This window comes from Sorangium sp. So ce726, assembly GCF_051521405.1.
Taxonomy (GTDB): Bacteria; Myxococcota_A; Polyangia; order Polyangiales; family Polyangiaceae; genus Sorangium.
Genome location: NZ_CP150349.1, coordinates 4,603,104 through 4,628,724 on the forward strand (window position 1 = coordinate 4,603,104; position 25,621 = coordinate 4,628,724).

General features: G+C 71.8%; 21 protein-coding genes. 8 read left to right on the forward strand and 13 right to left on the reverse strand.

From position 1 onward, the window contains the following. Positions 1–108: 108 nt before the first annotated feature. A complete protein-coding gene (aroA, locus tag WME79_RS17150; protein ID WP_437536782.1) occupies positions 109–1,407 on the forward strand; it encodes a 3-phosphoshikimate 1-carboxyvinyltransferase in 1,299 nt (432 codons plus the stop codon). A 27-nt stretch (positions 1,408–1,434) separates the two neighbouring features. On the opposite strand, the gene WME79_RS17155 is transcribed toward aroA, so the two are convergent. Continuing rightward, positions 1,435–1,806 (reverse strand): RidA family protein, encoded by a 372-nt coding sequence (locus WME79_RS17155; protein ID WP_437536785.1) that lies wholly within the window; start codon positions 1,804–1,806, stop codon positions 1,435–1,437. A 97-nt stretch (positions 1,807–1,903) separates the two neighbouring features. Further along, positions 1,904–2,659 carry an alpha/beta hydrolase gene (locus tag WME79_RS17160; protein ID WP_437536788.1) on the reverse strand — a complete coding sequence of 252 codons (756 nt, stop codon included), beginning with the start codon at positions 2,657–2,659 and terminating at the stop codon, positions 1,904–1,906. Between the two features lie 271 nt (positions 2,660–2,930). On the opposite strand from WME79_RS17160, the gene WME79_RS17165 reads away from it, so the two are divergent. The 5 genes from WME79_RS17165 (at position 2,931) to WME79_RS17185 (ending at position 10,833) form a co-directional block, all read left to right on the forward strand. Continuing rightward, entirely contained in the window at positions 2,931–3,761 is an 831-nt protein-coding gene (locus WME79_RS17165) for an NADPH-dependent oxidoreductase (protein ID WP_437536791.1), read from the forward strand. A 205-nt stretch (positions 3,762–3,966) separates the two neighbouring features. Further along, positions 3,967–5,634, forward strand: coding sequence for an FAD-dependent oxidoreductase (locus WME79_RS17170; RefSeq protein ID WP_437536793.1), 1,668 nt, complete (start codon positions 3,967–3,969; stop codon positions 5,632–5,634). Next, positions 5,631–5,966: a 4Fe-4S binding protein gene (locus WME79_RS17175; RefSeq protein ID WP_437536796.1), complete on the forward strand. Its 336-nt coding sequence runs from the start codon at positions 5,631–5,633 to the stop codon at positions 5,964–5,966. Before WME79_RS17170 ends, WME79_RS17175 begins: the two co-directional genes overlap by 4 nt. 302 nt (positions 5,967–6,268) lie before the next feature. Further along, entirely contained in the window at positions 6,269–8,320 is a 2,052-nt protein-coding gene (locus tag WME79_RS17180) for a rhamnogalacturonan lyase (protein WP_437536799.1), read from the forward strand. Positions 8,321–8,559: 239 nt separating this feature from the next. Further along, positions 8,560–10,833 (forward strand): ATP-binding protein, encoded by a 2,274-nt coding sequence (locus WME79_RS17185; RefSeq protein WP_437536802.1) that lies wholly within the window; start codon positions 8,560–8,562, stop codon positions 10,831–10,833. Here the strand turns inward: WME79_RS17185 and WME79_RS17190 are convergent. Further along, entirely contained in the window at positions 10,830–11,249 is a 420-nt protein-coding gene (locus WME79_RS17190) for a hypothetical protein (RefSeq protein ID WP_437536805.1), read from the reverse strand. The two genes, WME79_RS17185 and WME79_RS17190, sit on opposite strands and share 4 nt — an antisense overlap. Before the next feature lie 151 nt (positions 11,250–11,400). On the opposite strand from WME79_RS17190, the gene WME79_RS17195 reads away from it, so the two are divergent. Next, positions 11,401–11,823 (forward strand): hypothetical protein, encoded by a 423-nt coding sequence (locus tag WME79_RS17195; RefSeq protein WP_437536807.1) that lies wholly within the window; start codon positions 11,401–11,403, stop codon positions 11,821–11,823. Between the two features lie 80 nt (positions 11,824–11,903). After that, entirely contained in the window at positions 11,904–12,299 is a 396-nt protein-coding gene (locus WME79_RS17200) for a hypothetical protein (protein ID WP_437536810.1), read from the forward strand. Here the strand turns inward: WME79_RS17200 and WME79_RS17205 are convergent. Genes WME79_RS17205 through WME79_RS17250 form a run of 10 tightly spaced genes read right to left on the reverse strand, consistent with a single transcriptional unit; the run spans position 12,271 to position 25,618 of the window. After that, positions 12,271–12,642, reverse strand: coding sequence for a hypothetical protein (locus WME79_RS17205; RefSeq protein ID WP_437536813.1), 372 nt, complete (start codon positions 12,640–12,642; stop codon positions 12,271–12,273). The genes WME79_RS17200 and WME79_RS17205 overlap by 29 nt on opposite strands. Further along, positions 12,629–13,072 carry a hypothetical protein gene (locus WME79_RS17210; protein ID WP_437536814.1) on the reverse strand — a complete coding sequence of 148 codons (444 nt, stop codon included), beginning with the start codon at positions 13,070–13,072 and terminating at the stop codon, positions 12,629–12,631. Before WME79_RS17210 ends, WME79_RS17205 begins: the two co-directional genes overlap by 14 nt. Before the next feature lie 40 nt (positions 13,073–13,112). Beyond that, positions 13,113–14,207, reverse strand: coding sequence for a pentapeptide repeat-containing protein (locus tag WME79_RS17215; RefSeq protein WP_437536816.1), 1,095 nt, complete (start codon positions 14,205–14,207; stop codon positions 13,113–13,115). 13 nt (positions 14,208–14,220) lie between these two features. Then, positions 14,221–16,086: a hypothetical protein gene (locus WME79_RS17220; protein ID WP_437536819.1), complete on the reverse strand. Its 1,866-nt coding sequence runs from the start codon at positions 16,084–16,086 to the stop codon at positions 14,221–14,223. Between the two features lie 8 nt (positions 16,087–16,094). Further along, positions 16,095–17,882 carry a hypothetical protein gene (locus WME79_RS17225; protein WP_437536821.1) on the reverse strand — a complete coding sequence of 596 codons (1,788 nt, stop codon included), beginning with the start codon at positions 17,880–17,882 and terminating at the stop codon, positions 16,095–16,097. Between the two features lie 16 nt (positions 17,883–17,898). Continuing rightward, positions 17,899–19,533 carry a hypothetical protein gene (locus WME79_RS17230; RefSeq protein WP_437536824.1) on the reverse strand — a complete coding sequence of 545 codons (1,635 nt, stop codon included), beginning with the start codon at positions 19,531–19,533 and terminating at the stop codon, positions 17,899–17,901. After that, complete coding sequence (locus tag WME79_RS17235; RefSeq protein ID WP_437536827.1) at positions 19,530–20,639, reverse strand: tail fiber domain-containing protein; 1,110 nt, start codon at positions 20,637–20,639, stop codon at positions 19,530–19,532. The genes WME79_RS17230 and WME79_RS17235 overlap by 4 nt, the downstream gene beginning before the upstream one ends. Continuing rightward, positions 20,636–21,508, reverse strand: a complete 873-nt coding sequence (locus tag WME79_RS17240; protein WP_437536829.1) for a phage tail protein — start codon at positions 21,506–21,508, stop codon at positions 20,636–20,638. Before WME79_RS17240 ends, WME79_RS17235 begins: the two co-directional genes overlap by 4 nt. Then, positions 21,505–22,707, reverse strand: coding sequence for a hypothetical protein (locus tag WME79_RS17245; RefSeq protein WP_437536832.1), 1,203 nt, complete (start codon positions 22,705–22,707; stop codon positions 21,505–21,507). The genes WME79_RS17240 and WME79_RS17245 overlap by 4 nt, the downstream gene beginning before the upstream one ends. After that, positions 22,697–25,618 (reverse strand): putative baseplate assembly protein, encoded by a 2,922-nt coding sequence (locus tag WME79_RS17250; RefSeq protein ID WP_437536834.1) that lies wholly within the window; start codon positions 25,616–25,618, stop codon positions 22,697–22,699. The genes WME79_RS17245 and WME79_RS17250 overlap by 11 nt, the downstream gene beginning before the upstream one ends. Positions 25,619–25,621: the final 3 nt, after the last annotated feature.

A 25,621-nucleotide genomic window follows, 5' to 3' on the forward strand; every position in this document is an offset into this window, starting at 1 on the left:
GGCGGCGGCGGCGCGACGCCGCGCAGATTCGTGTGTTCCGGGCTCCGTCGAGCGACGCGATGAGCCCGTGGCGCACGAAGATGCGCCCCGCTATAGTCCGCCGCCCTCATGATCCCTGCCGGTCCCCTGCCCATCACCCCGCTGTCGTCGCCGCCTGATCTGATCTGGCGTGTCCCTGGCTCGAAGAGCATCACGAACCGCGCGCTCGTGCTGGCCGCGCTCGCCGACGGCGAGAGCACGCTGGAGGGGGTGCTCCACAGCGACGACACGCGGCACATGCGGTCCGCCCTGGAAGCGCTGGGGATCGGGATCGAGGACGCCGGGCCGCACACGCTGGTGGTGAAGGGAGGGCGGCGCCGGCTGCGCGCGCCGGGGCGCGAGCTGTTCGTCGGGAACAGCGGCACCACGGTGCGGTTCCTGGCGGCTCTCGCGTGCCTCGTGCCGGGTGAGGTGGTGCTGGTCGGCGATGAGCACATGGCCAAGCGGCCGATCGCCGATCTGGTCGACGGCCTGAGGCAGCTCGGGGCGGACGTGGAGTGCGCGACCGGGTGCCCGCCGCTCCGGATCCGGGGCGGCCAGCTGAAGGGCGGCACGCTGACGATGCGCGGCGATCGCTCCAGCCAGTACTTCTCGGCGGTGATGATGGCAGGCCCCTTCGCAGAGGCCGCCATCGACCTGCGCGTGGCCGGCGAGCTGGTCAGTCGCCCCTACGTCGAGATCACGCGGCGCATGGTCGCGGATTTCGGCGGTCGCATCGACGAGGCGGCGGGTGGGTTCACGGTCCATCCCGCCGCGGGGTACCGCCCGCGGGCGTACCCGATCGAGCCGGACGCGTCGTCCGCGAGCTATCCGTTCGCGCTCGCCGCGGCCGCGGGCGGCGCCATCACCGTGCCTGGCCTCGCCGAGGGGGCGTTGCAAGGGGACTACCGGTTCGTCGAGCTCCTGGAGCAGGCCGGCGCGCGCGTGAGCCGGCAGGCCGATGCGACCACCGTGCGCAGCGACGGGCGCCTGCGCGGCATCGACGTCGATATGCACCACATCTCGGACACGGTGATGACGCTGGCGGCTATCGCACCGCTCCTCGAGGGGCCGACGACGATCCGGAACGTGGCGAACATCCGGATCAAGGAGACGGACCGCCTCGCCGCCACGGTCGCGGAGCTCCGCCGCCTGGGCCAGGAGGTGACCCACGGCGACGACTGGCTCCGCATCGAGCCTCGGCCGCTGACGCCCGCGCTCGTGCGCAGCTACAGCGACCACCGCATGGCGATGAGCTTCGCGATCCTGGGGCTCTGCCGGCCAGGGATCACCATCGAGGATCCGGCCTGCGTCGCGAAGACGTACCCGACGTTCTGGGAGGACGTCGAGGGGTGCTCCCGCGCGGCAGGCGCGGCGCCCGCGGTGTGATCCCTGCTCGCGCCGCCGGTCAAGCGCTCAAGAGACGGCGAGCACGGCCTCCACCTCGATCTTCAGATCAGGGGAGAAGAGCCCGGCGACACGGACCAGGGAGCTCGCCGGCAGCGCGGTTCCATAGATTCGAAACAGGGTCTCTCTCAGCGCCACGATATCGTCGAGGCTCGTGACGAAGATCGTCACCTTGGCTATCGCGTCCAGGCCGACCTGTTCGGCGCGCGCGATGCTCGCGATCTGGGAGAAGATCGCCTCTGCCTGCTCGGACACACTGCCCTTCTGAGCGGGCGAGCCGAAGGCCGTCAGCCCTGAAAGGAACAGAAAGCCGTTGTGCTCGACGGCATGAACGTACGGACCCACCGGATCACCCAGCGCAGGATAGTTTTTTCTCTCCACGGCTGCTCTCCTTGCCTGACACACCCCGCGGCGCCTCGGAGGGCGCGCGCTCGACCATCCTACACGCGCTCCATAACATACGCGCGCCGGGCCCATGTCAGGGGCGGGGCCGCGCGTTCTCGTCAAGCCAGTCGAGCGCTTCGTCCATGACCCGCTCGGCGTCCGGCAGCGCTCCGTGGTGCGCGCCGGGCATCTCCCGGTAGACCGCCGGTATCCTGGCGGCGAGGAGCCCGCTCGCGCCCTCCTTCATGCGGTACGTCGCGTCGCGCTCGCCGCTGATCATCACCGCTCCCCGGATGTCCCGGAGGCGCGCGGCCGAGGGCGTCGTGGGCGCGCCGAGGAGCACCAGCCGCGAGTACCGCTCCGGCCACCGCTCCGCGAGCCGCTCCGCGAGATAGGCCCCTTGCGAGTAGCCGATGACCACGAGATCCTTCGCCTCGCCGCCGCACGCCGCCAGCGCGCTCCGGATCCGGCCGTCCTGCTCCCCGGCGTCGGACGAGTACTTGCTGAACACCCCGCCGGCGCCGCAGCGCACGTTGCCCTGGAGCCCGAGCACCCCCCCGTGCTCCCGCGCCGCCCTCGCGAAGGCCTGCACATAGCCCAGCCCGTGCCCGCACATGCCGTGAAGGAACACCATCCGCGGGCACGCGCCGAGAGGCCCGGTGACGACGAACGCCGGCAGATCGCCAGGCACGGGCACCTCGGTCGCCACGAGCGGCGGCTCGACGGGCTGCCGCTCGACCATGGCGGGCTGTGCCGGGCGCTCCTCCGCGAGCGCACGTTCCTCCTTGCCACACCCCGTCGCCAGCGCCGCGAGGCCGAGTCCGGATATGGCTATAGTGGAAATCTTCATACTTCTGGCGTTGGGCCACGATCGGCGCACCGCAAGCGGCCCCGCGCCAACACGGGGTTCCTCTCACCTGGCGAGCACAGCGGTTTTGCTCTTTCTGACGGATGACTTGTCCGTTATAACGGATATTGGCCTGGCTGGCGCGGCTCCCCGGGACCGTCGCGCTGTGCGCTCGCGGCACGAGGCGCGCAACGAACGGCCTGGCATTGCGGCAGGGGAGTACGTCCCGCGCTGCGAGAGACGATCGATTGCAAGGATGGCAAGGAGCAGAACGATGAGTGATCGCGGCTTGGGGTATTTCGGCGAGCGGTACGGCAGCGAGGGACCGGCGCCCCGCTTCGCGCAGTGGAACGAGGTGATCGAGGCGCTGCTCGGGCATCGCTCGGTGCGGCGTTACGCGCCGAAGCCGCTCCCGGAGGGCACGCTCGAGCTGCTCGTGGCCGCGGCGCAGTCGGCGCCGAGCTCCTCGAACCTGCAGCTCTGGAGCGTGCTCTCGGTGCAGGACGCCGAGCGGCGGCGGCGCCTTTCGGAGCTCGCCGGCGGCCAGGCGCACGTCCGCGATTGCGGGCTGTTTTTGGTCTGGCTCGCCGATCTGCGGCGGCTCGGCGAGCTCGCGAAGCACCGCGGCGTGGGGCACGAGGGGCTCGATTACCTCGAGATGTTCGTCATGGCGGTGGTCGACGCGGCGCTCGCCGCGCAGAACGCGCTCGTCACGGCCGAGTCGCTCGGCCTCGGCACGGTCTATATCGGCGCGCTGCGGAACCACCCTGAAGCGGTCGCGGCCGAGCTCGGCTTGCCACCCCAGGTGTTCGCGACGTTCGGCCTTTGCGTGGGCTGGCCCGACGCGGCCACCCCGGCGAGCATCAAGCCGCGGCTCCCGCAAGAGGTCGTCCTGCACCGCGAGCACTACGGCGCGTTCGAGCGAAGCGTGGGCGCGCTCGACGCCTACGACCAGCTCATGGAGCGCTTCTACACAAAGGAGCGCATGGGCGTGCAGGGGAGCTGGAGCCGCCACTCGGCTGCTCGCGTCGAGTCGGCCCAGGCGCTTCGCGGGCGCGACCGGCTGCGCGCGGCGCTCCTGGCGATGGGTTTCCAGCTGCAGTAGCCGGGCCGAGGCGGCCCCGGCGCACGCGAGGTCCCGCGGAGGTGCGCCCGGAGCAGCACCTCGGCAGCAGCCCCTGGTGCCTCTCCAGCAACGAGGGAGCCGCCCGCCGGATCGACGCTGGGAAACTGGCCATGGCATGTCGGCTGCAATTGCAGTGAAAGGGGGCGGATAAGGCAGCTGGCCTGAACAAGGGAGCCTTCCCATCATGAGCGAGGAACTGGAGCCTGAGGGCGAGGTCGGACGCGTCCTCGACGGGAGCGACACGCTGGCGCTGGAGGCCGACGTCCTGGTGCTGGGCGGCGGGCCCGCCGGGACGTGGGCCGCGCTCGCCGCGGCGGCGAAGGGCGCGCGCGTCGTGCTCGCCGACAAAGGGTATTGCGGCAGCAGCGGCGCCACGGCGCCGTCGGGGGTCGGCGTGTGGTACGTGCCCCCGGTCCCCGAGATGCGCGAGGCGGCCAAGGCCAGCCGAGAGGGGCTGGGCGGCTTCCTCGCGGACCGGGGCTGGATGGACCGCGTGCTCGACAAGACGTGGGCCAGCGTGAACGACCTCGCGGGCTGGGGTTATCCGTTTCCGGTCGACGACAGCGGGCAGCCCGTCCGCCGCAGCCTGCAAGGCCCCGAGTACATGCGCCTCATGCGCAAGCGGGTGAAGCTCGCGGGCGTCCGCATCCTCGACCACAGCCCCGCGATCGAGCTCCTCGTCGACGCGAACGGCGTGGTCGCCGGGGCGACCGGCATCTGCCGGCAGCTCGGGCACAGGTGGGTCGTGCGGGCCGGGGCCGTGGTCATCGCCACCGGCGGCTGCGCCTTCCTGAGCAAGGCGCTCGGCACCAACGTCCTCACCGGCGACGGAGGGCTGATGGCCGCCGAGGCGGGCGCCGAGATGTCAGGGATGGAGTTCTCCAACGCCTACGCGATCGCCCCGGCCTTCGCGTCGGTCACCAAGACCCTCTTCTACAACTGGGCGACGTTCTATTACGAGGACGGGCGCGTCATCGAGGGGGCCGGCTCGCAGCGCGGCCGGTCCGTGATCGCGGAGACCCTCCTCACGCAGCCGGTTTACGCCCAGCTCGACAAGGCCGACGAGGCGCTCCAGGCGTGGATGCGCACGGCCCAGCCGAACTTCTTCCTGCCCTTCGATCGCGCCGGCATCGACCCCTTCCGGCAGCGGTTCCCTGTCACGCTGCGGCTCGAGGGCACCGTGCGCGGCACGGGCGGGATCCGCATCACCAGCCACGGCTGCGCCACGTCGGCGCCGGGGCTCTACGCCGCCGGAGACGCCGCGACGCGAGAGCTCATCTGCGGCGGATTCACGGGCGGCGGCAGCCACAACGCCGCGTGGGCCATCTCCTCGGGCCAGTGGGCCGGCGAGGGAGCTGCCCTGTTCGCGCGCAGCGTCGGCCTGCGCGCCGGCCGGCGGGTCGTCGAGGGGGCTGGCCGCGCAGCGCTCCCGGCGGCGGGCGGGACGAGGCCGCTCGACGCGGAGGGGGTGATCCGGTCGGTGCAAGACGAGGTGTTCCCGTACGACAAGAACCTCTTCCGCACCGCGCGGGGGCTCGCTGCCTCGCTCGACAGGCTCGATGGGCTGTGGCGGGAGGTGCGGCAGGCCTGGCCCGGGGCGGCGGTGCGCGAGGCCGTGCGGGCGCGGGAGAGCGCCGCGATGGTGGCCACCGCGCGCTGGATGTTCAACGCGGCGCGCGCGCGCACCGAGACGCGCGGCATGCACAAGCACAAGGACCATCCCGGGCTCGATCCGGCGCAGCAGCGGCGGCTGATCACGGGCGGCCTCGACCACGTGTGGGTGCGCCCCGAGTCGCCCGCGCCGGCGTCGATCGGCGCGGCCACGGCCGCGGCGGAGGTGCACGCGCCATGATCGAGCTCGTCAGCGATGCCCGGTGCATCGGGTGCGATCTCTGCGTCGATGTCTGCCCCACCGACGTGTTCGACCGCGTCCCGGGCGGCGCGCCGGTCATCGCGCGGCAGGGCGACTGCCAGACGTGCTTCATGTGCGAGGCCTACTGCCCGGTGGACGCGCTCTACGTGGCCCCGGAGGCGGAGCGGCCGGTCGCGGTGAACGAGGGACAGCTCGAGGCGTCCGGGCTGCTCGGGAGCTACCGGGCCGCGGTCGGGTGGGGCACCCGGCGCAAGCCGGGCGCCGCCGCCGACGAGACGTTCCGCGTCCTCACGGTCGCTCGGCAGGGCTAGGAGCGCCGCGAGCGCCTCCACGTCCCTCCACGACAGCATCCCCATCCCAACTGTCCTCGCGGCGAGCAGGTTCGAACGCGAGCACCTGCTGCCCTGAAGGGGCTCGGGCCAGTCGAGCCCGCTGTCCTCGCGGAGGTATGGGGCGGGAAAATTTCAATGCATCGATAATCATGCGTCCCGCGCAATTCTTGTGACTGACTTCGGCCTGTTCTCACAACCTGGGTGAGGAACGAGGCCACCATTCCGCTCACGGCCGGGAGGCGAGCTGCCGACCGGACGATGAGGGGCCGCGCGAGGTATGCATGAGACGACCTATTTTCTTGATTTGCTTTTCGCTCGCTGCCGCTCACCTGGCATGCGGATCGAGCGGTGATACCGGAACCGGCGCGGACGGCGCCGGCGGGGAGGGCGCCGGGACGGGCGGCGGCGCGACCGGCACGGCGTCCAGCGGCAGCGGCAACAGCAGCGGCAGCGGCGGCGGCACCGGCGCGGGCACCAGCGCTGCGTCCGGCAGCGGCGGCGCTGGGACCAGCGCCGCGACCGGCAGCGGCGGCTCGGGCGGCGGCGCCGGCGCCGGCGGGCCCACGGGGTTCGCGCAGATGGAAGACCTCGACCGCGGCGTCGTGGCCGTGCCCACGGACGGCGGCACGTACGTGGGCTTTCGCCTGTTCGGCTACGACCCCGACGACATCGCGTTCAACGTCTACCGCGACGGAACCAAGGTCAACGGCGCGCCGCTCACGGACTCCACGAACCTCGTGGACCGCGACGGCTCTCCGAGCTCGGTCTACACCGTTCGCCCCGTCGTCGGCGGCGTCGAGCAAGGCGAGTCGGAGTCCGCGCCCGTGTGGAAGGATGGATACCTGTCCATCCCGACGACACCGCCGCCCGCAGGCGACGGCTACACCTACTCGAGCGGCGATGGCAGCGTGGGAGACGTGGACGGGGACGGGCAGTACGAGATCATCCTCAAATGGGATCCGTCGAACCTCCAGGACAACTCGAAGGCCGGCCGCACCGGCAAGACCTACCTCGACGCTTACTCGCTCGACGGCAAGCGGCTCTGGCGCATCGATCTCGGCGTGAACATCCGGGCCGGAGCGCACTACTCGCCGTTCCTCGTGTACGATCTCGACGGCGACGGGAAGGCGGAGGTGGCCGTCAAGACGGCGCCGGGGACGCGCGATGGGCGGGGCGAGTACCTGAGCAAGGGGCCGGCGGCCGGCGATGACGATTCCAAGGATTACCGCAACAACGACGGCTATATCCTCACCGGCCCGGAGTATCTCACGGTCTTTGCCGGCGACACCGGCGCGGAGCTCGCCACGACCGAGTTCAAGGTCGGGCGCAGCGACCCGTGCAGCTGGGGCAACAACGAGTGCTACGGCAACCGCGTCGACCGCTTCGTCGGCACCATCGCGTTCCTCGACGACACGGGGCGCCCGAGCGTGGTGTTCGGGCGCGGCTATTACGCGCGCACCACGCTCTCGGCCTGGAACTACCGCGACGGCGCGCTCTCGAACCTCTGGACGTTCGACTCCAGCTCGAGCCGCGCCAACGAGGCGTTCGGCGGCAAGGGCTGCCACTCCATCAGCGTCGCGAACGTGGACGACGACCCGCAGCAGGAGATCATCAACGGGGGCGCCACGTTCGACAACGACGGCAAGGGCCTCTGCGCGGTGGACTACTACGCTCACGGCGACGCGCTGCACGTCACGGATCACATCCCGTCGCGCCCTGGTCTCGAGGTGTTCCAGCCGTACGAGGGCAGCGAGTCGCCCGCCTACGCCATGCGCGACGCCCGCACGTGCGAGGTCCTATGGAAGGGGCCAGGCAACGGCGGCGAGGAGGGCCCTGGCCGCGGTGTGGCCGCGGACGTCGATCCGCGCAGCCCCGGCAGCGAGGCGTGGGTCAACAACAGCGAGCTGCTGCGCGGCTCGGACGGCGATGGCGTCGGGAACCGCCCCTCGTCGAGCAACTTCCTCATCTGGTGGGACGCGGACCTGAGCCGCGAGCTCCTCGACGGCAACGGCATCCGCCAGGTCGACGGCGCGGGGGCGAACTTCACGGCCGCCGGGTGTACCTCGAACAACGGCACGAAGAGCACGCCGACGCTCAGCGCCGACCTCCTGGGCGACTGGCGTGAAGAGGTGATCTTCCGCTGCGGCGATTCCATACGCATCTTCACGACGAACCAGGTCGCGACGAACCGGATCTACACCCTGATGCACGATCCGCAGTACCGCGTGGCCATCTCGTGGCAAAACGGCGCCTACAACCAGCCGCCTCACCCGAGCTTCCATATCGGGGAGGGGATGGCCGCGGCGCCGAAGCCGGACATCCACGTCCGCTGAGCCATCCCGAGCAACCCCGGGCAGAGCAGGCCTCCCGCGGAGCACCCAGGGCAACGGGACCAGAGCCGTAGACCACCTGAGATCAAGCGGGTTCAAATACGGTATCCTCCGTTCGAGAGATCGCCTGGCGCCGGCGGAGGTGAGAAAAGCGGATCCTCCGGCCGTCAGCTCCTGTAGCATCGAGCCCGTGATCGGTCCCCCTGGACTGCTGGTCACGCCGCCCCTCGAGCTCGAACGACATGGCGCCCCGCCGGAAGCTGTTGAGTCGCAAGCAGATCCCCCCGCGTGACCGCGTGGCGGCAGGGCTTCGGCCCTACCAGACGTTCGTCGAGCACCTCCACGACGAGCTCGACCGCCTCTGGCTGCTGTTCGATCTCCGTCTCGCTGGCGCCCGCCCCAAGCCCGGCGACGAGCAGGGAGGACCGGAGCCCGATCGCGAGAAGGAGCTCGCGGACAAGCGGTCGGCGATCGCAGGGCGGTTGCTCGCGTGCGCGGAGGAGCAGGTGGAGGTCCCGCTCGAGCGCCTGCGCGCGGCCTTCGGGCTGACTCCCTTCGAGGTCGACGCGCTGCTCGCGAGCCTGGCCCCGACCTTCGACGCCCGCTTCGGACACCTCTACGGCCAGCTCCACGACAACCCCGAGAAGCGCTTCCTGACGGGCGAATTGATCCTCGATCTCCTCTCCCTCGATCGAGCCTCCCGCGCGGAGAACGTCGCCCGCCTCCACCCGAGCGGAGCGCTCTTCAAATGGAAGCTCGTGCACGTGGAAGGAGGGGGCGAGCCGAATTCGACCAGCATCCATCTCCGCCCGCTGCTGGCGGATCTGCACGTCGTCCGGCTCCTCGCCGGGGAGTTCGGCCTCCACCCTCAGGTCGCGCGCCTCTTGCACCCGATCGGCCCGGTCGAGCGCGCGCCGTTCGACGCGCCCGTCGAGGCGAGGATCGCGCGCCTCGACGAGCGCCTCGCCGAGCCCGCGCGCCGCCAGCCGGCGTTCGTCCACCTCCGCGGCCCCGATGGCGACGACGCCATCAGCGTGGCGGCGGCGAGCGCCGCCCGCCTGGGCCTGCAGCTCTTCGAGCTCCAGGCGCCGGAGCTCCTGGCGATGGCCGCGCAGCCCTCGGAGGCCCTCACCGATACGCTCCGGCTCGTGATGCGCGACGCCCGCATCTACCGCGGGGCCCTCCTGTTGACGAAGGCCGATGTGCTCGGCGATCGCCACCCCGGGCCCGAGGAGCCCCGGCGCTCGCTCTTCGCCGCGCTCGCCGGCGTCGCCCCGCTCGTCTTCCTCGCCGCCGACGACGACGCGATCGAGGCCGTCGCGCGCCGGTCGCTGCGGGGGCGAGGCTTTCGCTGGATCGAGCTCGCGCTGCCCGCGCCGACGTATGAGCGCCGCCTCGCCACATGGGAGCGCGAGCTCGGAGCGATCGGCGGCGCCGCGGCGGTCGACGCGGCCGCGCGCGCCGAGCTCGCCGCGCGCCACGACCTCACCGTCAGCCAGATCCGCCGCGCCGCGGCCTCGGCGGAGGATCTCGCCCGCTCCCGCCCGTCGCGCGAGGCGGCGCTCGGCCCGGACGACCTCCGCGCCGGCGTCCGGAGGCAGACGCGGCGCGTGCTCGGGGACCTCGCGACGCCGGTGACCGCGCGCCACCGCTGGGGCGATCTGGTGATCTCCGAGGGGTCGCTCGGGCAGCTCCGCGAGATCTGCGCCTACCACACCAGGCGCCACACGGTGCTCGACGCCTGGGGGTTCGGCGAGCGCCTGCAGCGCGGCCTCGGGATCCACGCCCTGTTCTGCGGCCCGCCCGGCACCGGCAAGACGATGGCCGCCTCGATCCTCGCCGCGGAGCTCGATCTCGAGCTTTACCGGATCGATCTGTCGCTCGTCATCAACAAGTACATCGGCGAGACCGAGAAGAACCTCGCCCGGATCTTCCGCGAGGCGGCCTCGGCGCCCGTCATCCTGTTCTTCGACGAGGCGGACGCGCTCTTCGCCAGGCGGACGAAGGTGCAGGACTCGCACGATCGCTACGCCAACCTGGAGACAGGCTACCTCCTCCAGCGGATCGAGGATCACCCGGGGATAACCATCCTGGCGACGAACCTCAGCGAGAACCTCGATCAGGCGTTCTTGCGGCGGATGGGCTTCATCATCGACTTTCCCTTCCCGGACGCCGCCGCTCGCCAGAGGATCCTCGAAAAGCTCTTCCCGCCCGCGGCGCCGCTCGCCGGCGACGTCGATATCGCCTATCTCGGCCAGCGCCTCCAGCTCGCTGGCGGCAACCTGCGCAACATCGCCCTGCGCGCGGCCTTCGCCGCGGCGGAGCGCGGCCAGCCCATCGGGATGGGCCACATGCTCCTGGCCGCCAAGCGCGAGTATGAGAAGCTCGGTAAGCCGTTCCTGCCCTCGGATTTCTCCGAGTACCTCGACGCGGCTGGCCTCCAGGTCGCGCCGCCCGCGGGCCCGGCCGCGGTCTTCAGCCCGTTCGCCCCGCCGCGCGGCGCCGAGGACCGCTAGCGCGTCGCGCCGTGGCGCCTCCCCGCCTCGTCGGCGTGATCGCGGCGCGCCTCGCGCAGCACGACCGACACAACCACGGTGTCGGGCAGCCGGTCGTCGATCGTGACCTCGCGGCGGACGCCGTTCGGTCCGTCGTCCTCGAAATGAAACGCGCCCACCCACGGCAGAGTCCAGGACAGACGGACATGGCCGTGCGACGAGCCGAGCCTCACGAACGCGCTCGCGCCTGACCCGAGCTGCGTCGACTCGTTCATCCAGATCGCCGCCGATTGCTTGGGGACCACGTCCGCCTGCTTCGGGGTGAGCTTGTCGGCCCACTGTCCCCGGAGCGTCGCCACGCCCTGGACCGCGAAGGGCTCGTCGGTGCTGTTCTGGAGTACGACCCTCACGCTGCGATACACTCTCGCAGTGGTCATCGGCTCCCTCCGCGTCGGCCCGCGAGAGCTCGCGGGATTTTCCGGTTGACAGTCGTCCAGCTAACCCGTTTCACTAGCGCACGCTCCGCGAAGTGTGGAGCCCGTTGCGCGCGAGCCCCGCGCCAATCTGCAGATCTCGGGAGGTGATACGATGGCTTCTCTCGGATACTACAGCATCGAAGTTCAGATCACGAATTATACCCAGACGAACTTTTCCATCCAGGTCGCCAGCCTGAACGGGGCCGGTGACTCGTGGATCACGGGCGAGCAGCCCACCGTCGGCGGCACGCTGAACGAGTACCAGAGCATGCCCGTGGGCGTGCTGACGAACGATCAGGACGGCCAGGCGGGCGGCATCGTGGTGCTGAAGGGGCTCGGGAGCATCCCGGTGACCATCACGTTCCAGATCCCGCCGAGCAGCCAGGGGGTGTCCGTCACCAGCCCCCCCGAGCTCGAAACCACCGTCAAGCAGCGCGACACCGGCGAGCAGAACCACGCGCAGTATTCCGTGACCATCGTGCCGGCCGTGCAGAACATGCTGACGAGGCTCCGCGCCGCCCGCGCGAAGCCGTAGGTCGGACCAGCCCTCGCCTCGACGCCGTCACCGAGGGCGCAGGAGAGGGGGTCGTCGGCTCCGGAGGATCGGAGGGCTTCATGGCGGACAGAGGGTATCGCAGCATCGAGGTCACCGTGATCAACAACACCCGCGCCAGCCTGGTGGTGCAGGGCGGGAGCACGGCAGGGGCCAACTCGACGTGGATAGCGGGTGAACGACCCACGACGAGCTCGGTCATGCCCCAGTATTCGATCGTGACCTGGGGGGTGATGACGACGGACCAGGACAGTGCGGCCTCGGCCTCGGTGACCCTCACGGGCCTCGGGCACAAGCCTGTGCAACTCCGCATGGAAAATCTCGCGTCCGGCGAGAGCAAGGTGACGCCGGTCGGCAACGATCGCATCGACGTCCACTGCAAGCAGCTGAATACCGGCGAGGACAACCACAGCCAGTTCGAGCTGAGCTTCAACCCGGTGGAGCCTCGCGCCTGCTGAAGCCGAGGGGCAGCAGCATCACCATCATCACGATCCGATCGAGATCTTCGCTGTTGAAGGAGACGCGGTGATCGAGCGCCGCCGGCACCGAGACGGCGTGCTCCATGCGCGAGACGTCGTGCCACGGCATGTACCACGAGATCTCGACGTAGCCCTTGGTCGACCCGAGGCGCAGGTAGCCCTGGACGCCGACGCCCTCCGCCGAGGACTGGCTCACCCATTTGGCCGAGCTCTGCTTCTCGACGACGTCTCCCCGCCTGGGCGGCGCTGGCGGCCCCCAGTCGCCGCGCACCGCCGCGAGCCCCTCGACGGTCAGGAGCTCATTGGTGCTATTCAGCAGCACCAGATCGACGCTTCTCAGTATCCCTGGCACGGGCTCCTCCTTCGATTACGATGAGCTCGGCGGCGGCCTTCGGCGACACCGTGACGAGCACCGCGATGGCCGCGGGCTCCTCATCGTTCACCCGCACGTCGACGCGCCGAGGGCCCTCCACCTGGGCCTGGCAGCGGAACTCCCCCACCCAGGGCAGGTGCCAGTGCACGTTGAGATAGCCGACGACGGCGCCGAAGCGCACGAACGCCTCGGTGCCTCGCTGGAGCGTGATCGACTCGGTCGCGAACGCCCTGGCGCTCTGCCGGCCGAGGTTATCGCCGTTCTTGGCGCCGAGCCCCGACGTCCATGCGCCGACGAGGACCTCGGCCCCCTCGACGGTGAGCATGTCGTCCGTGCTGTTCTGCAGCACCACGCGGACGCTGCGGTAGACATACGCCATCTCGTCCTCGGCTCGCCCTCTGCGGCTGGCGGCGGCGATCCTACCTCAAATTCTCCTTCGGCACGACGCCGAGGGCCCCGGTGAGCCCGGCGAAGGTGAGGACGGCGCGCTCGAGCGCCGCGCCGCGCAGATCCGCGCCGCTCAGGTTGGCTCCGGTCAGATCGGCGCCCGAGAGCCTGGCCTCGCGGAGGTCGGCGCCGTGCAGGAGGAGGCCCCCGAGGTCGCAGCCTTCGAGGTTGGCGCCGCGCAGGATCGCCGACGAGAAGTGCGCGCCGGAGAGCCCGGTCCGGCGGAGATCGACGCCGGAGAGATCCGCGCCGGAGAGATCCGCGCCGGAGAGATCCGCGCCGGAGAGATCCGCGCCCGAGAGGCGCGCGCCTCGCAGGAGCGCTCCGGTGAGGAGCGCCGAGCCGAGGTCGGCGCCTCGGAGATCGGCGTGGGCGAGCCGGGCGGCGGCGAGCTTGGCCCCGGTCAGCCTGGCGTGGCGGAGGTTGGCCGCGCGCAGCTCGCCGCCGCTGAGATCGGCCCCTTCGAGGTGCGCCCCGACGAAGCTGTAGCCGCGAAACTCGGCGCCGCGCAGATCGGCGCCGCGCAGATCGACGCCGTCCATCGGCCAAACGCGCACGAGGCGGGCCGCCTGGCCTCGGCGGAGCCAGCGGGCGCCGCCGTCCCGGATGGCCTGGAGCTGCTCTTCCAGCGTCCACTCGCTGGTCGACCCTCCCTTCGGGTAGCGGCGAGCGAACCACTCGACGCCCTCGTCGCACCCGCTGCGCGAGCGGAAGTAGCCGGCGTCGACGAAGACCGCAGGAGGCGCGATGTCGCGCAGCGCCTTCACCATCTCGTCGAGGCTCGCCGCGACGAGCGCGCCGGGCAAGGGCTGGAGATCCGCTCCGGCGTCGAGGACGACGAGCTTCTTTCCCTGGCCGAGCGAGAGGCCCAGCGCCAGCATGTCCGCCGCGCATCGGGGGCGCACGGAGATCACCGCGTGGCACTCGGCGAGCGCGCGGGCGGACGCCTCGCTCCCCGCCGCGCTCGGATCGAGCCGCCGGGGCGAGTGGCCCTCGGCCGTGACGCGGGACTCGACCTCCGCCGCCAGCGGGTCGGAAGCGCTCGAGAGGATGCAGACGTTCAACAAGGTCCCTCCAGGCTCATCGGATCCGCATGATCTTCAGGAGGAGCATCGATCGCGGGACGGCGCTCCCCGGGCCCGTCGGCGCCGAGGCCTGCCCCGTGTACGGCGCGGTCTGCGACGTCGGCGGCGCGCAGTAGGTGCCGGGCGGGAAGCTGTGGAGGTGGCTCGCCATCGAGAGGCTGCTCCCTCCGAGCGTCGTCCCGTTCGTGTTCGGCGTCGGCGAGAAGGCGACCGTGATCGAGTGCTGGTGGTCCATGGGGTGGCTGTGCGTCGAGAGCGCGATCGCGTGCGTGTGCTGCTCCGCCCCCCCGGTGCTCCCGATCTCCTCGTAGGAGACGACCGCGCGCACGAAGCGATCGGACAGGTCAGGCAGCTTCGTGCCCTTGATCGGGCTCGACGGATCGTCGACGGTGCTGCCGTCGCAGATCTGGAACCCCTCGGGGCAGAGCGCGGCCGAGTCGCCGGGCTGCCACCAGTCGACGATCGTCCCGATCGGGATCGGCACGACGCCCGTCTTCTGCACGGTCCCGCCCTCGAACATGAAGCCCCCGGTGGCCTGGATGACGCCGTTGGCGGTGAGGGCGTCGGCCGGCTCGGTCGTCCCGACGCCAACGTGGCCGCGCGCCCCGGCGACCACCAGGGTCGGCGGGCTGTCCGCCGCGGAGGCGCCCGTCACCAGCGCGATGTCGCCGGGCTCGACGATCGACAGCGAGCCCGAGGCGAGCGCGATGGCCCGGCTGTCGTCGTGGCTCGAGATCGTCCCGCTGTCGGCGAAGGCGATATTGCACCCGGGGCCGAGCCCGACGTCGCCCTTGGCCACGTGGAGCGTCGCGAGGGGGGCCTCGGTGCCGACGCCGACGCGCCCGTCGGTCGTCACCGCGAGCACCGCCTGGCCATCGCCGCGGCGGAACCGAGCGAGGAGCCTGCCACGACGAATCGAGAAGGGGGTGGGCGTCGCGGGCGGCGGCGACGACCGCGGGGCCAGCGTGGCGACGACGAGGTTCGGCCCGAGGACCTTCTGCACGATCGCGCTCGCGCCCCCGGCGAGGATGGCGTCGCCGGGAGAGAGCTCCTGCGAGAAATAGGTCCCGTCGCCGTAGACCATGTGATCGCCCGAGCTGGTCGAGGGCGCCGCCGCGAAGGCGCTCCCCTCCGCGGCGCTCGCAGGGCCGAACCGCACGGTCCCATGCCCAGGGATCTCGGCCACGCCCGTGACGTCGAGCGCCGCGGCCGGCGAGGCCACGCCGGCGCCGACGGCGCCGGCGACGACGACCGAGCCGAGGATGTCCGTCTGCGGGGCGCGGATCTCGAGCGCGCCCGGATCGCTCGCGGCGGCGATCGTCGCCGCGAGCGGGGTCGGGTTGAGGAACGTCAGCGCGCCGACCACCACGCCCGAGCTGCGCCGCTCGCGGGGATCGATCGAGACGACGTCGCGGAAGACGGACAGCTCGATCCGGCCGAGCAAGAGCTCCATCCCGGCGGCGATGTCGGGCGATCGGCCGGAGGAGCGGACGGCGATCTCCGGCGCGACGATGGCCCTCCGATAGAACGTCCCGCGGGCGCCCCCCGCGGCCTCGGCGGGCGCCTCGCCGTAGCGGATGGTGATCCACACGACGGCGTCGGGCGAGGCGCGGAGATCGACCTCCACCGGCGCTCCGAGGTCGATCTGGTCACCCGCCGCGTCGAACGCGAAGCCCGCGGTGACGGTGATGCGCCCCTGCCCCGAGCGCTCGAGATCGAGGCCGGAGGCGATCCCGTACGTGTGGAGGGAGCGATCGGCGAGCCGGTATCCGGCGCGCTGATAGCCCTGCTCGAGCGCCAGATCCTCGGCCCGCAGGAGCTTGCCCGACGTGAAGAGCGGCCTCGTTCGAGCGGAATCCATCGCGCACCTCACCGGATCCGGATGAGCTTCAAGAGCCCGCAGTACGGCGGCAGGGACGACCCCGCCTCCGTCGTCGCCGTGGTTCCGGCGTCGCTGTTGGGGCCGGTATCGGTCGCCGTCTGCGCCCCGATGTTCGCGGTGAACGCGTGGGTGTGATCGTCCAGGCAGAACTGGTCGGCGAGGTCGTCCTTGGTGCTGTCCCCGGAGTCGCCGCCTCCTGTCTGGCCCGAGTAATCGGGGTGGGCGTGCGGGAACGGGTGGGTATGCGCCGGGACCACGTAGCCGTGGACGTGGGTCTCGCTCGCGCCGGGCCCGGGGCCGGCATCCGCCTGCGATGCGCAGCCGCGGATGAAATAGCCGCCGAGATTGGGGACGGCCTTGCCGTTGAAAGGGCTCGCCTTGTCGTCGACGACGCTGCCGTCGCAGATCCGGTACTCGACCAGGTTCTGGGGGATCGATCCGGGCCGCCACCAGTCGATGATGCCGCCGATCGGCACGGCGATACCGGCGTCGATCTGCACGGTGCCGTCCGGGAAGACGTAGCCCTCCGTCGCGTACACCGTGCCGTCGACCACGAGGGGGTTGCCCGGCGTCTTCGTCCCGAGGCCCACGTCGCCGCTCGGGAGCAGCGACAGCCCGCTCGTCGCGCTGCCGGCGACGAGCGCGATCTCCCCTCGGTCGCGGAGGGTGAGCCGAGCGCTCGTCCGGTCGAAGGAGATCGCGTGATCGCCGTCCTTGCTGAGGATCTGCCCGTCGTCGGCGAACGTGATCCGGCGGGGCCCCGCGCCGAGGAGCAGGTCGCCGCCGGCGATCTCCAGGCGCACCGACGGCGCCGAGACGCCGATCCCGACGAGGGCGTCGCCGTCGGCGACGAGGAGCGCGCGCGAGGCGGAGGAGAACCGGGCGACGAGCCTGCGCCGCAGCTCCCACGAGGCGCTCTGGGCGTCGAGCGCGGTGTCCATCTCCAGGCGCCCGCCGTCGAGGACGCTGAGCACCTTGCCCTCGACCGGCTGCCCGTTGCGGTTCGTGGTGATGATCGTGTCGCCCGGCGCGACGACGGCGCCGATCAGCGGATCCGATCCGGTGACGGTCGCGCCGATGCTGGAGATCAGCCCCAGGCCCTCGCTCGGCGCGTTCGGCGCCTGGACGTCGAGCGCCGCCTCCGGGCGCATCGCGCCCACCCCCAGCAGGCCGTCGCGCAGCAGGAGCTCGGCGCCGGCGCCCTGGGGCGCGCGGAAGCGCACCTCGCCGGCGTTGATCCGCAGGCCGTGCTCCGGACCCGCTCCCCAGCCCACGATCGAGGGAGCGCGCGCGGTGATGCTCGGATCGGAGAAGGCCACCGAGCCGACGTTCATCCCCACGTAGCGGCGCGGCGACGCGTCGAGCGCCGGCCCCGCCGACAGCGCCGCGAGGACGAGCGCCTCGGCGCCGGCGGTCGCGGCCCACGAGAGCGCCGCCGTGTCCCGGATCCTCGGCAGGCCCTCGGGGCGATCGGGCGCGAGCCTCACCTCCTCGCGCTCGAGGACGAGGAGCGTCTCGCCGCCGGTGGGGAGCTCGAGCCGCGCCGGCTCGGCGAGCACCACGAGCTCGCCGTCCGAGCCCACCGCGACCCCCGGCGCCACCGTGACCTGCCCCGACGCGAGCGAGACCTCGAGGCCCGAGGCGATGCCCCAGGTGTGCAGGGCCCCGTCGTGCGCGCGGCGCAGGCCGTCCTGATAGACCTGCTCGGCGACGTAATCGTCCGTCGAGAGGTACTCTCCCTCGAAGTAGCGCGGCCGTTCAACGGGCGTCGGCATTCGGTCCCCTCTTCGATCACCGGATCCGGATGACCTTCACCAGCGAAAAGTACGGAGGGAGGTTGTCGGCGTCGAGGGTCGACGCCCCCGTGACGGGCGAGCTGTCCCCTGACTGGGCGGTCGTCGACTGGCCGATGACGATCGTCATGGGGTGCTGGTGATCCCTCTGGGCGAGCTCGCTCTTGTCGCCCCACGAGTCCGGGCTCGTGGTCTGAGGGCCCGAGCTCGTGACGAGGTCCGGGTGCGTGTGCGCGATGGCGTGGGTGTGCGTCGGGAGCGTGGTGATCGGGTGATCGTGCTGGGCGGCGCCGCTCGGCTGCCCGATGTTGCCGTACTGGGTGGTGCCTCGAACGAAGAGGCCCCGGAGATCGGGGACATGCTTCCCCGCCATGGGGCCCGAGGTGGCCTTCGAGAGCGAGCCGTCGCAGACCTGGAACTCCGGGGGCAGCGGCAGGCCGACGTCGGCCGGCATCCACCAGTCGATGATCGCGCCGATCGGGACGATGGTCGAGAGCGCCGCCGTCGTCTGGAGCACGCCGTCCGGGAAGAGGAGGCCGCCGCGCAGCGTCCGGATCCGGCCGCGCACCGAGAGCGTCGCGTCGGGACGATCCGCGACCTCGCCGATCGTCGCGTGGCCGTTGTCATGGAGCACCACCTGCGCGGGCCCGCTCCCCGCCTGGAGGCGGATCGACGTCGGCGCGGTGAGGTTCATCGAGCCGCTGGTGAACGTCATCCGGGGCTGCGGCGCCGTCCCCCGCACGCCGATCGTGGTGATCGGGTTCGCCTCGTCCTGGGCGAAGCGGATCGACGCCCCCCTGTCGAGCAGGACGTCGCCGGCGACCTCGAGCCGCGCCGAGGGCGCCGCGACGCCGATGCCGACGTCGCCGGCCGCGGTCACGAAGAACGTCTCCGCGCTCGGATCGACGCGCAGCGCGACCACCGGAGCCGCGGGACCCAGCGAGCTCCCGACGTCGATCTGAGCGTGCGGGATCTCGACGTTGACGCCGAGGCTGCCCGCGATCTGCAGCGAGCCGATGAACGTCGTGCGCGCCGCGTCCGCGTGGAGCACCACCCCGGCGGGCTCGGCGCGGCTCGCGTGGATCGACGGCAGGCTCCGCCCCGACGGGTCGCCGGAGACGAACGTCGCGCTGCCGACGGCCGTGCCCGTGTAGACGCGGACGCGCAGGTCGATGGCGCGGATCGCGCCGCGGGCGTCGACGAGGACCCGGCCGAGAACCACCTGCGAGGCCCCCTCGGCCGCCCCGTCCGCGCTGATCTCGAGGCGCGGATCGAGCACGTCGCGCTTGTAGCCCCGGGCCCCGCTCTGCGACGTGGCCTCGCTCGGGCGCGCCGACGCGGTGAGCATCACGTAGAACGCCGTCGCCGGCGCGTCGGGCACCTCGGCCGAGCGGGCCTCGACGAGGACCAGGGCGCGGCCGAGCGCGTCGACGGCGATCCCGGGCGAGACCACGACCGTTCCTGCCCTCGGGCCGGCGCTCACCAGCAGCCCGTCGACGATCCCGGCCGTGTGGACGGCGCGGTTGCGCGCCTCGCTCAGCGACTCGAAATAGCGTTGATCCGTCCGGAAATCGGCCGCGCCCAGGAGCTCGCCGTCGAAGTAGGCCGCGCGCTCCAGCCGCTTCGAGGTCATGCGCGCCCTCGACCGCCGTCGCGCTCGCGCTCGAGCTCGACGACGCGATCGGCGAGCTCGTGGATCGCCTGGACCAGGAGCGGCACGAGCTCCTGGTAAGCGAGCGTCGGCCGGCCCTCGGAGCTCGCGCCGACGACCTCCGGCACCACGGGCGCGACCTCCTGGGCGAGGAGCCCCAGCCGCCGCCGGCGCTCCGGATCCGAGCTCCAGGCGAAGGACACCGGCCGGAGCGCGCGCGTGCGATCGAGCGCGCCCGCGATGGGGAGGACGTCGACCTTGAGCGACGCGTCGCTCAGCGTGCGCGCGGTGCCATCCTGGCCGAGCTCCCAGACCTCGTTGCCGCCGTGGCGCGCCGAGATCAGCGCGCGCCCGCCGGCCTTCTTCACGCCGATGGAGACGCCGGCGTCGCCCGTGGCCCGATCGGCGAAGTCGAAGCGCGCGACGCTCGCCCCCTCGGGCTGAGCGTCGAGGTCCTGCGACACCGAGAGCATCGCGGAGCCCCGCGCCGCGCCCGCCCCCACGCTGAGCGGCCCGGCGAAGCTCTGCGGCCCCGAGGTCGCCGCCGCGGCGGCGGGCGCGGCCGCGGAGCGAGCCGACGGCTGCGTCGCCGCCTGGAGGTAGATCGCGCTCGCCTGCCGGCCGGTCGCGCTCGTCCCGGTGATCGCGCCGTCGGAGCCGACGGTGATCTGGCCGAGGACGATCCCCGGGGGCGCGGGCGTCGCCGTCGGCCGCAGGATCACCGGCTGCTCGACGATGAGGTGCGTCTGCTGGAGGGTCGTCGCGTTGGCCTTGACGTTGTTGTCGCCGTACGCGAGCTGCACCGAGTACGTCCCGGCCGCGAGCGAGAACGAGGTCGTGTCGAGCGTGGTCTCCTGGGCGAACAGCGGGACGCCGTTGCCGTCGAAGCCCGTGCCGGCGCCCACGGTGATGACCTTGCCCTGGGCGCTGAGCGCGAGGCCGTAGACGACGCCGGGCGCGAAGATCGAGACATTCTGGTAGCGCACCAGATCGCGGACGTACTGCTGCTCGCGCACGAAATCGGCGAGCTGCAGCAGCTCCGCGTCGTAGTAGTACGTGCGCTGGAGGGCGGGGAGCGTGGTGGTCACGGTGAGGTCTCCGATTTCGGGATCCGCGTGTCGCGCCCGATGGTCGAGTATTTTCCGATGGTGAACGTCGTCCCGGTGCGGACGACGTAGCGAGTCTGCAGCGGCTTCTCCGCGTCGACGAGCGCGGTCACCGCGCGCTGGAGGGCGACGACGTCCGGCGAGCCGAGATCCGATGTGGGCAGGACGATCTCGACCGCGAAGCTGTAGGGCCGGCGGCCGTCGAGCACGCCGTCGCCGCTCTCGTACGATCCGGCGAGCGTCGAGTTCAACCCGAGCGCGAGGGGCGTCGCCTCCGCGAGATCGATGATCCGGATATCCTCGGTGAAGAAGAGCTTCACCATCGCCTCCATCCCGGCCCTCGTCCCGCGCGCCCGGTAGAGGAGCATGAGGACGGCGAGCGCCGCGCGCTGCTGGTCGACGTCCCACGCCGGATCGCGCTGGAATTCGAGCCACCCGGCGAGCCAGCCGAGGAATCCGGCGAGCCACTCCTCGACGCCGTCTTCCCATGGACCGCCGTCCTGGCTGGTCCCCGCGATGGGGACGGCCGCCACGTAGTCGTTGAGCCGGCGCAGGTTGGCCGCCGTGGCGGCGGCGTTGGGCGAGCCGTCCTTGTTCTTGACCAGGATGGGAGGCAGCGCCGCGGTGGAGCCCGGGAAGAGGAACGAGAGGCGCGGAGAGAGGAGCGAGGGTAGGACGTCGAGGAGCTGGGCCAACCCGTCCTGCACGCCGCTGGCCGTCGCGTCGCGCCGGCCGAGCAGCGCCTCCGCGATCTGCAGGTAGCGCTGCAGGAACGACGGCGCGCCGCCGGGGCCCGGCTTCGCGTAGATCGCGGGCAAGAACCGCAGGTAGCCTGACGACCCCTCGCTCATGCGCCTCCCGCCGGCGGAAGCCGGGTATCGAGCCCGATCACGGCGTGGACGCCCACCTCGATCGTCCAGGTGCTGCGCATGGCGCGGACCGTCACGGACAGGAGCGCGGGCAGCTCGAACGCGGTCCCGGGCGCGGCGACGACCGTGTCGAGCCCGATCCTCGCCGAGCCGACGCGCGTGCCGGAGAGGATCTTCACGGAGGCGTTCACCGGCTGGCTCCGGTCGACCCCGTCGAGGTCGCGCAGCGCCGTCACCAGATCTTCGCCGGTGAGCGCCCGCCCGTAGGGATAGCCGTCCCCCGACGGGCCCCCGGTGATCGGATCGACGAGTCGAGTGATGAGGGCCGAGGCCTCGGCGAGGACCGCGGCCGGATCGAACCCCTCGGCGACGACCAGATCGGCCGACGCGACGAGCGGCGTGTACCTCACGGCCCTCACGCGGAGAGGCGTGCCGATGAGCCGCCGGGGCGCGAGGTAGGCGCCGACCGCGTAGACGAGCTTCTCGTACCCCTTGAGCACCGCGCCCCCGGGACGCACGAGGACCGTCCGCGCGATCGCGATGACCCCGGGATCCGCCGGCGTGGGCGGGCTCGACGCCCCCTGATACTGCGGGATATAGCCGGAGACGATCGTGACCTCGACGAGGCCACCGCGGTCCGCGGCGAACGCGCGCGCGACCTTCTCGGCGGCGGCCCAGCTGGCCACCGAGGCGGTGCACTCGACGGCCAGCGCCTCGAAATCGTCGGCCGTGACCGCGCGATAGCGGCTGCTCCAGAAGCGCAGGCCGACCTCGTGGAGCTCCGCGGCCGGGACGCGCTCCCCCGCGATCGAGGACAGGTAGTGCAGCAGGGCGATGTAGGCCGGATCGAGCGGGACCGTCGCCGCGCCGAGCTGGAGCCGCTTGCCGCCCTGCCAGATCACGTCGCTCTGGGCCCTCTTGAGCGCCGCGGGGACGCCCTGCTCCGGCGTGCCGGCCGCCATGAGCAGGTAATTCCGATAGCATTCGTCAGGGACGCGGTTGATCCGGTAATACGTCCCGCTCGCGATCCAGGCGAAGAGCTGGAGCAGCGTGATGCCCGGATCGGACGGGTTGTAATCGGTCCAGTTCGAGCTGTAGGCCGGTATGCCGTCGCGGAGCGACCTGAAGATCTCCTCGAAGGTCTGCGGGGCGAGATCCGGCAGCTTGAGCTCATCCGCCATCGAGCACCTCCAGGCGCACGGTCCCGGCCGCAGGGAGCTGGTTCCGCGCCATGGTGATCGTGGAGCGATCCCCGGCGAGCGAGACGCCGTCGATCGTCACCACGCCCGGGGCCGCCGCGAGGGCCGCGGCCACCGCGGCGGCGGTCACGACGGCGCCGAAATCCCACCCTCCCGGGTTGCTCGGGCTGCCGAGCGGCGCCAGGAACGCCGCGAGGGCCGCCTCGAGCGCCGACCGCACGTCGGAGGCGCGCGCGGAGGGCCCGATCGCGGCCCGGACCTCCACGTCGAGCGGCACGTAGTCGGGCCCGATCACATCGATCGCGCCGGCGACCAGGAGCAGCGCCCGCGATCCCACATACGCCTTGACCTCGCCGACGAGCTCCGCGGTCACGGTCGGCTGCGCCGCCGTGTCTCGCGGCAGCACCGCGACGATGAGGCGGCCCGAAGCGTCCGCGTAGGCCGTCGCCCGGACCACCCGCTGCGAGGACAGGAGCGCGAGCGTGGCGAAATCCTCGGCGGTGACCGCTCGATTGCCGGCCTTCATCCGGCGCGGCCCGAGCGCGCGGAGCACGTCGAGCGTATCGGCGTCGGCGCCGCCCTCCGCCCTGACGGGGCTGGTCACCGATCGGATCTGGCTCCTTGCCTTCTGGAGCTTCGTCAGCGAGCCCGCCGGCACGTTGCCCTTCGCGCCGCCCCCGCTGCGATAACGGAGCGCGCGGAGGTTGTTCGTTCCCTTCGGGGGCACCATCCCCCGCGTGCCGTCGCCGAACGTCAGCGTTCCGCTGGAGTGGTCCATCATGTAGTGGCGATCGGTCGAGGTCGAGAACGTCAGATCGCCGACCTCGGTCCAGGTGACCCAGACCATCGTCTCCGTGGACGCCGCGGAGGCGGCGAGCGGCGGCCCTCCGGGCGTGGTGCTCACCGGCGTGGCCGTCAGCTCGAGCACCTGCACCTCCTGCCCGTCGAGGACCGGCTTGCGCGGGAAGCTGACGGAGAAACCCGGCGCGCCGGAGGCCGACCCGAGGATCTCGTCGGTCCACAGGACGCCGTTGATCGCGTCGACCGCGTTCGGCGCGAGCCCGATCAGCGCCGGGAGCGACGTCGGCGACGACACCGGCGCCGAGAGCCGGATCCACACGAGGTCGCGGCCGAGCACCGAGGTCGCGGCGATCGACTCCGGGATCGAAATCCTCACGATCCCGGTCGTCGTGAAGCCGCTGGTGCCGTCGACGATCGAGAGCGGGCGCCACGTCCGCCCGTCGTGCGCCGACCAGATCGGCAGCTCGCCCGGCCTGCGCGGCGCGCTGGCCGTGGGGTCGGGCGCGAGCACCACGAGGAGCGACAGCGCGCGCCCGCGCGCGTGCTGGAAGCCGTCGGGCGCGAAGCCGAAGTAATACGCCGCCTCCCGCTCCGCCAGCGGGAGGTAGGGCTGCACGTCGAGCGGAGCGTACGAGAAGGCATTGCACGTGATCATCGAATCGGGCCGATCCGTGAGCACATAGCCGATCTTCAGGGCCGAGACGTAGGGAGGGGTGTACGTCGCCGGCTTGTACTCGTAGCCGAAGTCGAGCCCGTTATGCCGGAGGATGGCGAGCACCTCGCCCTTGTCGCTCACATAAGGGGCGATGAGATCGTTCACCACGTACTCCACCGATTTGACGACCACGACCCCCGCGGGCGACCCGTAACCCCCCGAGGCGATGCGCGCCCGCACCCAGCGGCTGTTCCTGCCGTTGATCTGCGCGACCGGCATCACCGGGCAGGTGAAGGTGATCTTGCCGGGGCGGGTGAGCGCCTCCGTCCCGTCGACCACCTCGAGCGCCTCCCAGCCGGACCCGCTCCAGTACTCCCACGCGAGCGCGACGCTCATCGGCGGGCTGATCGAGGTCGCCTCCACGTCGATCGTGACGTCGGCGTCGACCCGCGAGAACACGTCGTTCGAGGCGATGTAGAACGCGTCCTCGACCGAGGGCGCCCTGCCGAACGGATAGGCGCCCTTGACGAGATCGATCGGCGTGTTGTTGGTGAAGGCGGCCTCGGCCTGCTGGAGCTCGGAGCGCACCGTCACCGTGACCCGGTAGATCTGCGGCAGCATCTCCTGGTCGGCGGCGCGGATCCGGAGGCTCGCGTCCGGGCGGACGGCCAGCCAGAACGACGCGACGCCGCCGACGGTGGAGGGCGTCGCCTGCGAGAAATCGGCGAACGAGACCACCAGCGTGTCGTAGAGCTCGAGCTCGAGCTCGGGATGGAGCGGGTTGCCGGAGCCGTCGGTCCACCGCGCGAAGTAATCGGCGAAGAGGTTGACGCCCTCGAAGGTGATGGACAGCTCGGCCAGCGCCGTGGGCTGCTGGAAGAGCCCGGCGCCGCCGAGGTAGAGCGCATGCTCGAGCGGGGTGGGCCCCGCCCCGGGGGCGGCGCCGATCAGCTCCGAGACGTCGCGGTAGGCGTCGGCCGCCGGCAGCAGGCAGAGCGCCGCCGTGGGCACGACCGGGAGCGCGGTGAGCGCCTCGGTGGTCTCGAAGAGGAGGTTCGGGTCCGAGGTCGCCGCGACCTGCGTCCCGGAGGGGATCTCGACCGGCCCGCTCCCGCTCGCGAGGGTGAACGCGAGCGGCGCCTCGGCGGCGGCGGGCGCCCGCAGCTCCATCCCGAAGAAATCGAGGAAGGCCAGGAAGTGCTTGTCGGGGGCGCGATTGAGCTGGATCGTCAGCGACGCGTGGAGCTGGGAGAGCAGCTTGAGCGTGACGAGCCCGGGGTCATCGGTCGTGAAATAGGCAGGGTCGGGGGGGTCGCCCGGCCAGTAGCCCGCCCACTCGGGGAGGTAGGCCCGCACCAGCGCGATCGCGTCGCGGTACACGTCGTCCGCGGAGCGCGCGTCGAGCACGTACGGCGGGCGGGCGGCCGGGATCCCCATCCG